Below are 12,532 nucleotides of genomic sequence, written 5' to 3' on the forward strand. Positions count from 1 at the left end.
CCGCGCGATGCATGCTGGCTCTCGATCGGCGTCATGTTGACTGCCCCGTGCGTGGTCCGAAAAAAGTTCCGGACCGTGGCCTTCTTATCCTCGCTTGGTCGCGCTGCCCGCCGGCGACTGGCCGGACAAGCGGTACTGCTCCCCGGCGCGCGCCGCAAGGCTGCTTGTATCCTCCGGCCGACGCTTCTAAGTGGCGTATCAGGTCGGAGGATTGCATTGTCTGCCCATCAGAATGTCAAAGCAACTCGCGAGAGTGCGAAGCGAGAATTAATATGATTAAAACAGTCGTTAATCAGGAAGATTCTACGCCCCACCTTCTGTTGTGATACGTTCTCTTGCTTTTGTGTACGTTTGCGCTTCCGATAATCTCGCTAACTTCGCGCGTGACCGAGGTTTTCCTCCACGTGTCGCGTGCAGCTTGACTCCCCGATCGGCATGCTTCATGCGTTCTACTTGCGGTTGCACCGGTCAGGCTCGGCAACTTCCTACCACGCGCCCGTCACGACGGGCGCCTGGCGCAGGCGTCGAGTAAGTTTTCCAATTCGCTGCCAAAAATGACGCTGCAACGTGAGGAGTCCAACGCCGATCCTGCCGGGGAATCATGGCAGGAAGAACCGCCGTTTCCGGTCGTTCCCGAACGCAACTTCGCCGCGCAGCGGCTTACGCTCTACGCGCTCCTCGTCGCCGCGATCGTGCTGCCGTGCGTATACGTCGTGGTCACCGCCTTCACCGATTACCACGCGCGCGTCGCGGATGCCTCCGATCTCGTCGCGCGCAATGCCCGCGTCGCCGAGGAGCACGCCCTCAAGGTCTTCGATCTGAACGTGACGCTCAACGAGCGCATCGTCGATCTGCTCGACGACCTCGACGCCGCCGCCATCCGTCGCGAGAGCGCCACGATTCATCAACGTCTCAGGACGATCAGCAGCAGCTATCAGCAGGTCGCGGCGGCTTCGGTGTTCGGTTCCGACGGCAGGCTGCTCGCGACGAGCCGCACCTGGCCGGCGCCCGACATTTCGGTCGCGGACCGGGACGATTTCGGCGGCTTGCGCGCCGGCCAGCAGATCGAACAGATTTCCCGCGTGATGGTGGGACGGGTCGCCGGCGAGCAGGTGTTCAACACGGCGGTCGCGCGCCGCACGGCGTCGGGCAAGTTCGACGGCATCGTGTCGATCGCGTTGCGGCCCGCGTACTTCGGCGCGTTCTACCGCGAGCTCATCGGCGACAACCCGAGCGTCTCGCTCGGATTATCACGCTCGGATGGCGAAGTGCTCGCCTGGTATCCGCCGCGCCCGCCCGAGCGCATGGCGCTCGCCGCCAGCTCGCCGTTGCGCGAAGCGTACGTCGAGGGGCGCCGCAGCGGCGTCGTGAAGATGGTGTCCGGGCTCGACAATCAATTGAAGATCGTCGCGTTCCGGCGCGTCGGCGCCTATCCGGTCTACGTGTCGAGCGGCTATCCGATCGCGACGATCTGGTCCGCCTGGTGGAAGCATCTGAGCGTGCTGGCGCTCTCGATATTCGCGCCGTGCGTCGTGCTGTGGGGCGTGATCGCGCAATCGTTGCGGCGGCTCGCGACCGAAGAAGACGCGTGGGAGCGCTGGCAGGCGGAAGCGTCGATGCGCCGTTCGATCGAATCCGCGTATCGCCAGGCGCGCAAGATGGAAGCGCTCGGCAATCTCGTGGGCAGCGTAGCGCACGATTTCAACAATCTCCTGATGATCGTCTCGACCAATGTGCAGATCGCGCGGCGGCGCGGCGCGCCCGGCCTCGACCGCGAGCTGACGGCGATGGAACGCGCGTTGAAGAGCGGCCAGTCGTTGACGCGGCAGTTGCTCGGCGTCGCGCGCAAGCAGCCGTTGAGAAGCGAGATCATCGCTATCGGCAGATGGGTGCCGGCGGGACGCGAGCTGCTGCGCGCGTCGCTCGGTGCGAAGGTGGCGCTCAACGTCGAGGTCGCGCCGGACGTGTGGGCGATCCGCGTCGATCCGGCGGAACTGGAACTCGCGCTCATCAACATCGCGGTGAATGCGCGCGACGCGATGCCCAACGGCGGCACCTTCACCGTGCGCGCCGACAACGTGCGCTTTCGCCACGAAGACGGCTTTCCGATCACCGGCGAATTCGTGCAGATCATGCTGGAGGACAACGGCTCCGGCATGAGTTCCGACGTGCTCGGGCGCGCGTTCGAACCGCTCTTCACGACCAAGCCGAAGGGCATGGGCACGGGCCTCGGCCTGCCGCAGGTCTTTGCGTTCTGCGAACGTGCGGGCGGGCTCGCGACCATCGACAGCGCGATCGGCGCCGGCACGGCGGTGCGCCTGTATCTGCCGCGCGCGGCGGGCGCACCGGGCGCGGCCGTGGCGGAAGAACAGGCCGCGGCGGGAGAGGCGGACGGCTTGCGCGTGCTGCTCGTCGAAGACAATGAGGAAGTCGCCGCCGGCACCGAGGCCCTGCTCACGATGATGGGCCACCACGTCACCTATGTCTTCAACGCCGATACCGCCGCCACCGTGCTCGAAGCCGCGCGCGCCGACGCCGCCACCGACTTCCCCTTCGACGTCGTGCTGTCCGACATCCACATGCCGGGGCAGATGAACGGCATCGATCTCGCCGAGATGTTGCAGCGCTTCGAGCCGCACATTCCGGTGATTCTCGTCACGGGTTACGCGGAAGAACTCGACCGCGCGCGGCAAATGGGCGCGCGCGTGCTGTCGAAGCCATTCGATATCGCGCTGCTCGACTCGCTCCTGCGCGCGATCCGCGAGCGCGTGGACGCCACGCGCGATATGCATGCGGCGCGTTCCTCCGATCGTTGAAGCGCCCGCAATCCGATCGACTTTTGCACGCCCGTTTGTAAAAGCGCCGCCATCCGGTCACATGCTCTCCAGCGCCCGACGGCCCGCACGCATCCGGCACGCGAGTTGCGTAATTGCCTCCAGGCGCGGCGACGACGTCGCCGATTTCCGGAATCCGCCCACCGCAGGAGGCGTACATGCGACACACCGTCATCGGAGTTTTTGATACCTTTGCGCAAGCCGAGGACGCACGCTCGGCTTTGATCGCCGCTGGCTTCCCGCGCGCGGATATCGAACTGCAGGCCAATCCCAAACGCGACGACGCAGCCGCGCAATCCGACATGCCCGACGCCGTCACGCATCGGGAACCAGGCATGCTCGCGAACATCGAGCGTTTCTTCAGCATGCTCTTCGGCGGGCGCGATCACCCGCCGGAAGTCGCGCACTATTCGGAGGCCGTGCGGCGCGGCGCGATCCTCGTTGCCGTCGATACACCGAGCGCCGAGCAGGCCGACGTCGCGCGCGCGACACTGAGCGACCAGGGCGCGATCGATATCGACGAACGCGCGGCGAGCTGGACGACGCTCGAACACGGCACGCCGGGCATGTCCGCGACGGCCGCCGACGACCGCGACCATTCGGTGCTCGACGAGCTCGGCCTAGGACGCGGCAGCGCCGTGCCGGGACGCGAGCCGGTGAATGGTCCGGACACGACGCCGATGCGCGCGCGCGCCTATCCGCACGCGGACGTCGGCGATCCGGCTGCCCTGACGCCGCGCGATTACGTCAGCGATCCCGCCGACGATCCGCTGATGCCGCGCAGCGGCATGCAATCGCAGTCACAGTCGCAGTCCCAGTCGACGATGAGCGAAGCCGCGGGCACCACGCGCGATCCGCTCGCCGGACGCGATCCCGTAACGGGCCGCGATCCGTACGCGACGACCGGCATCGACCCGCTTGCCGATCCGCTCGCCGGCACGCCCGCCGATCCGCTCGCGGCGCGCGACGGACTCACGGGCGAATCGCTATCGGAACGCGACGCGCTTGCCGGCCGTGATCCGCTTCGCACGACGGGCGCGGCTGCGTCCGAACGTGACCCGCTACCCGGCGTGCGCACCGACACGGCTTCGGAATGGCGCTCGGTCGAACCGCTCGGACCGCTCGACGAACCGGCGGCGCCCTATCAGCCCGGTGCGGCGCGCGCGGCGGGATCGTCGCCTGATCCGGTGGTCGCTTCGGCGGGCACGCAAGCCGCCGGTCCGGTGGGTGCGCCCACAGCCGGTCCGGCAACGGTGCCCAACGAGTACATGGAGTACGAAGAAGACTTCCGCGCCGATTACGAATCAAAGTACTCGGCGACGGGCGAGCCTTATGAGGACTATCAGGGTGCGTATCGCTACGGCGCGACGCTCGGCAACGACGATCGCTTCCGCAGCCGCGCGTGGGATGAGCAGATGGAATATGAAACGCGTCGCGACTGGGAAAGCAAGCATCCCGAAGGCGATACGTGGGACCGCTTCAAGGCCGCCATCCGCCACGGATGGGATCGCGTGACGGGACATCATCACGTCTGAGTCTCGTCATGTGAAACAGCAGCAAACGACTACGGCCCGCTCTCAGCGGGCCGTAGTCGCATCGGGAAAGGTGAGCGCTTACGCCGCCCGATCACGCACCCATGCGGCGTACTTGTCCATGAACGTCTGCAGATACTTGCGCGTGTCCTCGCTCACGATATTGCCGCTCGCGTCGATGCGCTTCTCATCGTGCTTGATGTACATCTCCGGCTGATTCATCAGCACGATGTCCAGATACGCGCACACGCCGCGCAAATGCGACTGTGCGATGGCCGTGCCGATGGCCCCGACCGACGTCCCGATGATCGCGCCCGGCTTGCCGCCCCAGACGCTTTGCCCCCACGGACGCGAGGCCCAGTCGAGCGCGTTCTTCAAGACCCCGGGAATCGAGCGGTTGTACTCGGGCGTCACGATCAGCAAGCCGTTGGCATCGGCGATTTTCTGCTTGAACGCGCGCGCGACTTCCGGGAAGTCACTGTCGTAGTCCTGGCTGTAGAGCGGCAACGTGCCGATGTCGAGAAACTCGAAGGAAAAATCGCTCGGCGCAAGCGAGACGAGCGCATGCGCGAGCTGCTTGTTGAACGACTCCCGCCGCAGGCTGCCAACGACCACCGCAATCTTCAAGGCCATGAAATCTTCCCCGTGAAAGGATGAAAAATAGACGGACCGGACGATGAACGGTCCGGAAGCGCCGCTCTCGAAACGACACGCGTGCACATGTCAGGCGCATCGCAAGGTTACAGTCTTCGACGCCCGCCGACACGTTACGGACTATTTTTGCGACGAATCGAGCAATCTACCTTTCGCCGCGACGCCATGCGGTTCGCGGTGACCTATCCCCACGGTTATCCACAGAAATTGTGGATAAGTCGAGAGTAACTCCCATTCCGTTCAGTTTTTGATTCGTACACGAAACATGGTGCGCGCCAAATGTCCGTAAAAGCAGGCATCGTGGCGGCTTTCTTGTCGATATCGTAACAATCCGCCGTGTGAAGCCAACGTTTAATTGGTGTTAAGGACCAGCATTCATCCACTCTTGACAACAATGTGTTGGCTCAATCGGTATTTTTGTCCAATAGGAATGCTCCTAGACTGCCCTTCAAGCGTCGGGGTCGACGCGCAAGCATTCAGGAGGCTTCAAATGAAAAACGCATTGCTCGGCGGTCTGGTTCTGTCCGCGCTTCTCCCTACCGCACCCGCTTTCGCTCAGACGACATCGGTGGGCAAGTCTCGCGCGGAAGTGAAGGCGGAACTCGCGAGCGCGCGTCGTGCGGGCGATCTCGACGCCGTGAATTCGCTGAGCTACCCGCAGTTGCGTCCGTATCAGGAACGGCATGCACAACTGCGCGCCGACGCTCACGGCGGCAGCAACACGCGGTAACCAGCGGCAACTTGAAGGAATCAGAGGAAGCAGTCTGAACTGGTCCTCCTCCACCGTCGAACAGAAGGTGGTTACGCCCGGTGCCCCGCGCCGGGCGTTTTTTTGCATGCTCAGAGCATCAGAGTCAAACAAAGCGTCACCGTGACGAGCGAAGCCACGGTCGAGAAGAGAATCGCGCTCGACGTCACCCCGCCTTCGCGTCGATAAAACTCGGCGAGCATGAATGGGCCGGTGCCGGTCGGCAGGGCGCTCAGAATCACGGCGGTCTTCGCCCAGAGCGGCGGCAAGTTGAATACATGGAAGGCCAGCCACCATGTCAAAAGCGGCTGCGCGACGAGCTTGAGCGCCACGAGCGCGCTCGTCGTGCCGACGGCGCGCGCCTCGCCTTTCGCGCCGAGAAAAAGACCGAGCGCGACGAGCGCGCAAGGACTCGCCGCGCCGCCCAACAACTTGAGCAGCGCTTCTGCGCCTTCGGGCACCTGCGCGCCCGAACCGCTCAACAACGCGCCAGCGACCGGCGCGATCAACAACGGATTCTTCCCCAGCGACTTCGCCACATGCGCGAGCGTTGCGCCGATGTGCTTCTCTTTTTGCAGTCCGAGCTCGATCAGCACGATCGCCACCGAGAACAGCACGCAGACGGTGATGATCGTCGCGATCACGGCCGGCGCGAGACTCTCCTTGCCGAACGCGAGCAGGCAAAGCGGCAAGCCGACGAAACCGGTGTTCGGATACGCCGCGTTCAATCCGTCGATGCTCGCATCGGCGAGATGACGCGACTGCATCAGCCGCACGACGAGCGTCAGCAGAAAGATGACCGCTGAGCCGATGCCGAATGCGGCGATGAACGCAGGCTGATCGAGCATGCTCCACGGCGTCTTCGCCATGGTGTCGAAGAGCAGCGCGGGCAACGCCAGATAGACGACGAAGCGATTCAGTTCGGATGCGGCGCCCGGCCCGAGTTTGTTCAGCTTGCGGCAGGCGTAGCCCGCGAAGATGAGACCGAAGACCGGCAGGATGATCGTGACGAGAGGAGTAAGCAGCGAAGGCAGTGATACGAATGCTTGAGGCAAGGAAACCGTCGAAGACATGAGGCGGCTGCTTTGGGCGTATGAAGAGCGAGAGGATACCCCGGGACAAAAAGGTGAGAGGTTTCGGGAGTGTGGCGACGGTGAGCCGCTGTGTGAACGCGTGGCTCACTCTTGGCCGGATCATCCGGACCGCGAAGCATTTCCAGCAGCTCATTCACAGTATCAAGTGGACGATGCAAGTCATTGTTCTTTAACGCATTCGGCTTTTCTCTAGGTCGCAGCGGTCTGTATCCGGCGCACCGTGCGGCCGGTCTTCAAAAACCGGCGTAGCTTGCAGAGATATCGGCATGCTTTGCCAAAGGTGAGGTGATTCGGGAGCCGCGCCAATGCGTTATCGCTGGGTCGCGGCTATCGAATAAAACCCAATCAGGACAGCCACTTGCGCCTCGCGCCGATGTTCGCCCACGACACGATACGCGGCGGACGGTGAGGAAATTCGGGAGTCACATATGGACGGAACGAAGCTTGCTGCTCGTTCTGCCCTCGCACTTCTCACTCATCGGCGACATGAAAATCGGAAGACCCTGGGCATACGGCGCGGCGGCGCTGGCTTTGATCGGCGGCATCGTCACGCTCGCTGCGTGCGCATCGAACGGAGCGCGCAAGAGCGGCAACGACGATGTGCCCGAACCGTCGAAGGCCGTCGATCTCGACCGCTATCTCGGTCAGTGGCACGAGTTCGCGCGCTACGAGAACCGCTTCGAACGCAACTGCGAAGCCGTCACGGCGAATTACGCGCGTCGCGAGGACGGGCTCATATCCGTCGTCAACGCGTGCAGGCAAGGCGACGTGAACGGTCCGTACCGCTCGGCGGAGGGGCGCGCGAAGATCGTCCCGGGATCGAACGGGACGAAGTTGAAGGTGTCGTTCTTCGGCCCGTTCTATGTCGGCGACTACTGGATCCTCGATCACGCCGACGATTACACGTGGTCCATCGTCGGCGAGCCCACCGGGCGTTATCTCTGGATCCTGACGCGCGAGGCGAAGCCTTCGGCCGAGTTGCGCCGCACGCTCATCGAGCGCACGCGCGCGCTCGGGTACGACGTCACGATGCTGCGCGAGACGCAGCAAGGCTGAGCGGTCAACTTCCCTTGCAGGCGATGAGCAGCGCGTTCTGATTGTTCTCGGTCGACTGCCCGAGCACGTCATAACCGCTCGGGCAGAGCGCCTTCGCGTTGTCGGTGCAGTTGCTCCAGCCGCTGTAAGTGGGGCACTGAATCTGCTGTGTCGGGCGACCATCGGCGGAAAAAAGCGGCGGTGCGCTGCTGCATCCGGCAAGCGCCCACGCGCTGCCCGCAAGCATGACTGAAAGGCCGATTGCCCTGCCGATTCTCATCCCGCGCTTCATCCCGTACCCCTTTGATTCTGGTCGTTATTTTCGATTTCGGGAGTATGCCACGCGAAGCTTTCGCGCCGTTTGGCCGGTGCGCAAAAGCCCTTCAGACGGCGATGCCGAGCGCCGCGATCTTCTTGTACAGCGTCGCCCGCCCGATACCGATTTTCTCCGCCGCATCCGCGACGCGTCCGCCGCTTGCGCGCAAGGCATCGGAGAGAAAGCGCCGTTCGAAATCGGTCATCGCGTCCGCATAGGACAGGCTCGGCGGGCCGCCCGCTTCCTGCGCCGCCGGTTCCGCCTGGGCCGCGATCGCAACGCGCCCCGCGTCGATGAACGCGCTCAACGCGCGGGCGTCGATGTGCTCGGTTTCCGAAAGCATCAGCGCGCGCTCGAGCGTGTTGCGCAACTCACGGACATTGCCCGGCCAGGAATACGCCTCGAGAAGTTGCAGCCCGTCCTTATGCAGCACGAAATGGCCGACATGCCCTGGTCGCGTGTCGGCGGACAGATCTTCGAGAATCGCGTAGGCAAGCGCCTCGATATCGCCGAGCCGGTCGCGCAACGGCGGCGCGTGAATCGTGAGCACGTTCAGGCGATAGAACAGGTCCGCGCGAAAGCGGCCCGCCGCGACGAGCGCGGGCAGATCGGCGGACGTCGCCGCGATGATGCGCACATCCGCGCGCACGATGCGATTCGAGCCGAGCGGCTCGAACTCCTTGTCCTGCAGCACGCGCAGGAGCTTGCCCTGCAACGGCAGCGGCATGTCGCCGATTTCGTCGAGAAAGAGCGTGCCGCCGTCGGCCAGCTCGAACTTGCCGACGCGGCCCTTTCGCTCGGCGCCGGTGTATGCGCCCGCCGCCGCGCCGAAAAATTCGACTTCGAGCAGCGTGTCGGGAATGGCCGCGACATTGACCGTTACAAGCGGCTTGCCGGCGCGCGTCGATGCGCCGTGGATCGAATGCGCGAGCAGTTCCTTGCCGGTGCCGGTCTCGCCGAGCAGGAGCACCGGCGAATCGACGAGCGCCGCCCGCCGCGCCTGGCGCTTCACTTCGAGACTGGCCGGACTCGTGCCGACGAAGCTCGAAAACGTGTATTTCGCGCGTCGCGCCTGCGCGAGCGACTGACGCGTCGCGATGAGTTCCTGCTGCACGCGCGAGTAATGCGCGAAAAGCGGCGTGAGCGCCTTCATCTCGTCGAACAGCGCAAAACCGATCGCGCCGATGATCGCGCCGGACTCGTCCCTGAGCGGCAGGCGCGTGACCACGAGCGGCTCGCGATCGGTTTCCAGCACGTCGAGCAGAATCGGCTTGCCTGTAGCGACGACTTCGCGCATCAGGCTGTTTGGAATCACCGCTTCGCAGTCGAGGCCGATCGCGTCGAGCGGATCGTCGAATCCGAAACGCGCCGCATAGCGCTTGTTGATCCACACGACGCGCGCATCGGCATCGACGATGAAAGTGCCCTCGCTCAGATTCTCGAAGGTTTTGAAAAGCGACTCCATCGCGCGACGCATGACGTCGCTATAGTCGAGGGGCACGTTGATCCAGTCGTTGCGCATGGCGCCCAGGTCTCCAATTCTCTAAACCGAGACAAATATCTCCATTCGGAGACGCGCCGGCAATCCGCATCTGTACTAGTCTTGACGAGTTGCATGGCTGCGCGATGCCTTTGCAATGTCTCGATCCGGAGACATCGGACTGAAACGTTGCGATGGCATGCTGGCCCGATGCCCGTCAGCGTTGCGTTTCGGCTTCTTGGCACGGAACCTGCATTGTGCCCGCGCGGTGCGTTATCGACGCGCCGGTGGCGCTTCCAGAAGACGCGCACAACGTTTCAAAGAACAACCACTCACGGAGACTCAATGTCGTTCCTCATCGTGCTCGCCGCCCTGGCGTTCCTGATGCTTGCCGCCTATCGCGGCTACAGCGTCATTCTTTTCGCCCCGATCGCGGCGCTCGCCGCCGTGCTCCTCACCGATCCCGCCGCCGTCGCGCCCGTGTTCTCCGGCATCTTCATGGAGAAGATGGTCGGCTTCGTGAAGCTGTACTTTCCGGTGTTCCTGCTCGGCGCGGTGTTCGGGAAAGTCATCGAGCTGTCGGGCTTCTCGGAGTCGATCGTCGCTGCCGCCATTCGCTATATCGGCAAGTCGCGCGTCAATGCGGTGATCGTCGCGGTGTGCGCTCTGCTCACCTATGGCGGCGTGTCGCTGTTCGTCGTCGTGTTCGCGGTGTATCCGTTCGCGGCGGAGATGTACCGGCAGAGCAATATCCCGAAGCGCCTGATGCCGGGCGCGATTGCGCTGGGCGCGTTCTCGTTCACGATGGATTCGCTGCCGGGCACGCCGCAAATCCAGAACATCATCCCGACGACGTTCTTCAAGACGACCGGCTGGGCCGCGCCGTGGCTCGGCGTGATCGGCTCGGTGTTCATCATCGTGGTCGGCCTGACGTTCCTCGAATGGCGCCGCCGCTCGGCGATGGCCAAGGGTGAAGGCTACGGCACCTCGCTCGTGAACGAGCCGGAGCGCGTGGAATCGACGTCGCTGCCGAATCCGGTGCTCGCGATTGCGCCGCTGATTCTCGTCGGCGTGGCGAACTTCGCGCTGACGAAGTGGATTCCGACGTGGTACGGCGCGAGTTACACGGTGCCGCCGGAGGTGCTGCCGGGCGTGCATGCGCCGGTGACCACGGCTGTGAAGACCGTCGTGGCGATCTGGGCGGTCGAGGGTGCGTTGTTGCTGGGTATCGTGCTCGTCTTGCTGACGGCGTTCCCGCGTGTGAAGGAGCGGTTCGCGGTCGGCACACGTGCGGCTGTCGCGGGCGCGTTGCTCGCGGCGATGAACACGGCTTCCGAGTATGGCTTCGGCGGTGTGATCGCGGCTTTGCCGGGCTTTATCGTGGTCAGCGATGCGCTGAAGAGCATTCCGAATCCGCTCGTCAATGCGGCTATTTCCGTGAGTGCGCTCGCGGGGATCACCGGTTCGGCGTCGGGCGGCATGAGTATCGCGCTCGCCGCGATGTCCGATACGTTTATCGCTGGGGCGCAGGCGGCGCATATTCCGCTCGAAGTGCTGCATCGGGTGGTGGCGATGGCCTCCGGCGGTATGGATACGCTGCCGCACAACGGCGCGGTCATTACGCTGCTCGCGGTGACCGGGCTTACGCATCGGGAGTCGTATCGCGATATTTTCGCGGTGACGGTTATCAAGACGCTCGCTGTGTTCTTTGTTATCGCGGTGTATTACCTGACGGGGATCGTTTGATCCGTCTTGCTTGAGGCGGTGCCGGTGGGCCTTCTTTTCGCGCGGAATCCTGATTTCGTGTCGGTCTACTGGCACTGCCCCACGCGGGGGCAACGCTAATAAACCAAAAAGAAAACGGGATCCGGCGAAAACAAAAGCGAAAGCCAAAGCAAAAACAAACCGAAAGCCAGCGCCAACCCCAATTCCGCCAATGGCGACAGCACGCCAAACTCTACGCAAGCCCCAGAAGCAGGACAAAAAAGCGCCGGCCATTCAAAGGCCATAAAAAACCCAAGCCAAAGGAACGCACCGCATATGATCCAAACCGCATCGAACAAATCGCTCGCCGGCAAAACGGCCCTCGTCACCGGTTCGACGAGCGGCATCGGCCTCGCCATCGCCACGGCGCTCGCGCAAGCCGGTGCGAATCTCGTGCTAAACGGCTTCGGCGATATCGAAGGCACCCTGAAGCAAATCGAAGCGACCGGCGCGAAGGCCGTCCACCACGCAGCCGACATGACGAAGCCCGAAGAAATCGAGTCGATGATCGCCTTCGCGAACGAAACATTCGGCGCCGTCGACGTCCTCGTGAACAATGCCGGCATCCAGCACGTCGCGACCATCGACGAATTCCCGGTCGACCGCTGGGACGCCATCATCGCGATCAATCTGAGCTCGGCGTTCCACACGATGCGCGTCGCGCTGCCGCAGATGCGCGCCCGCAACTGGGGCCGCGTGATCAACATCGCGTCGGTGCATGGGCTCGTCGGCTCGGCGGGCAAGTCGGCTTATGTCGCCGCCAAGCATGGCATTCTCGGGCTGACGAAAGTCGCCGCGCTCGAAAACGCCCGCACCGGCGTGACCGTCAACGCGATCTGCCCGGGCTTCGTGCTCACGCCGCTCGTGCAGAAGCAAATCGACGATCTCGCCGCGCGCGACTCGCTCACGCCCGATGCCGCCCGCGCAAAGCTGCTCGGCGACAAACAGCCGTCCGCGCAGTTCGTGACCGCGCAGCAGATCGGCGACATGGCGGTGTTTCTCTGCTCCGATGCCGCAAGCGAGATGCGCGGCTCGGCGCTGCAGATCGATGGAGGATGGAGCGCGCAGTGAGCGA

10 protein-coding genes are annotated in these 12,532 nt (G+C 63.8%); 6 read left to right on the plus strand and 4 right to left on the minus strand.

Translation table 11 applies throughout. The annotated features are described in order from the left end of the window. Window positions 1–554 precede the first annotated feature (554 nt). Both NCR38_RS20330 and NCR38_RS20335 read left to right on the plus strand, forming a co-directional pair. Window positions 555–2,816, plus strand: coding sequence for a hybrid sensor histidine kinase/response regulator (locus tag NCR38_RS20330; protein ID WP_061120004.1), 2,262 nt, complete (start codon window positions 555–557; stop codon window positions 2,814–2,816). 176 nt (window positions 2,817–2,992) lie between these two features. Continuing rightward, a complete protein-coding gene (locus tag NCR38_RS20335) occupies window positions 2,993–4,369 on the plus strand; it encodes a hypothetical protein (protein WP_061120005.1) in 1,377 nt (458 codons plus the stop codon). Between the two features lie 78 nt (window positions 4,370–4,447). On the opposite strand, the gene NCR38_RS20340 is transcribed toward NCR38_RS20335, so the two are convergent. Further along, on the minus strand, window positions 4,448–4,999 hold the full coding sequence (locus NCR38_RS20340; protein WP_061120006.1) for an NADPH-dependent FMN reductase: 552 nt from the start codon (window positions 4,997–4,999) through the stop codon (window positions 4,448–4,450). Between the two features lie 511 nt (window positions 5,000–5,510). On the opposite strand from NCR38_RS20340, the gene NCR38_RS20345 reads away from it, so the two are divergent. Further along, a complete protein-coding gene (locus tag NCR38_RS20345; RefSeq protein ID WP_061120007.1) occupies window positions 5,511–5,750 on the plus strand; it encodes a DUF4148 domain-containing protein in 240 nt (79 codons plus the stop codon). A gap of 110 nt (window positions 5,751–5,860) precedes the next feature. Here the strand turns inward: NCR38_RS20345 and NCR38_RS20350 are convergent, their stop codons facing one another. Next, window positions 5,861–6,841, minus strand: coding sequence for an AEC family transporter (locus NCR38_RS20350; protein ID WP_086961371.1), 981 nt, complete (start codon window positions 6,839–6,841; stop codon window positions 5,861–5,863). A gap of 507 nt (window positions 6,842–7,348) precedes the next feature. Here NCR38_RS20350 and NCR38_RS20355 point away from each other — a divergent pair. After that, window positions 7,349–7,918 (plus strand): lipocalin family protein, encoded by a 570-nt coding sequence (locus NCR38_RS20355; protein ID WP_061120051.1) that lies wholly within the window; start codon window positions 7,349–7,351, stop codon window positions 7,916–7,918. A 4-nt stretch (window positions 7,919–7,922) separates the two neighbouring features. On the opposite strand, the gene NCR38_RS20360 is transcribed toward NCR38_RS20355, so the two are convergent. Both NCR38_RS20360 and NCR38_RS20365 read right to left on the minus strand, forming a co-directional pair. Beyond that, window positions 7,923–8,177 carry a hypothetical protein gene (locus NCR38_RS20360; protein WP_061120052.1) on the minus strand — a complete coding sequence of 85 codons (255 nt, stop codon included), beginning with the start codon at window positions 8,175–8,177 and terminating at the stop codon, window positions 7,923–7,925. A 103-nt stretch (window positions 8,178–8,280) separates the two neighbouring features. Beyond that, a complete protein-coding gene (locus tag NCR38_RS20365) occupies window positions 8,281–9,735 on the minus strand; it encodes a sigma-54-dependent Fis family transcriptional regulator (RefSeq protein WP_061120008.1) in 1,455 nt (484 codons plus the stop codon). 303 nt (window positions 9,736–10,038) lie between these two features. On the opposite strand from NCR38_RS20365, the gene NCR38_RS20370 reads away from it, so the two are divergent. Both NCR38_RS20370 and NCR38_RS20375 read left to right on the plus strand, forming a co-directional pair. Continuing rightward, complete coding sequence (locus NCR38_RS20370) at window positions 10,039–11,439, plus strand: GntP family permease (RefSeq protein WP_061120009.1); 1,401 nt, start codon at window positions 10,039–10,041, stop codon at window positions 11,437–11,439. Window positions 11,440–11,733: 294 nt separating this feature from the next. After that, window positions 11,734–12,528: a 3-hydroxybutyrate dehydrogenase gene (locus NCR38_RS20375; protein WP_250477526.1), complete on the plus strand. Its 795-nt coding sequence runs from the start codon at window positions 11,734–11,736 to the stop codon at window positions 12,526–12,528. Window positions 12,529–12,532: the final 4 nt, after the last annotated feature.

Source organism: Caballeronia sp. INML1 (genome assembly GCF_023631085.1).
Classification (GTDB): domain Bacteria; phylum Pseudomonadota; class Gammaproteobacteria; order Burkholderiales; family Burkholderiaceae; genus Caballeronia; species Caballeronia turbans.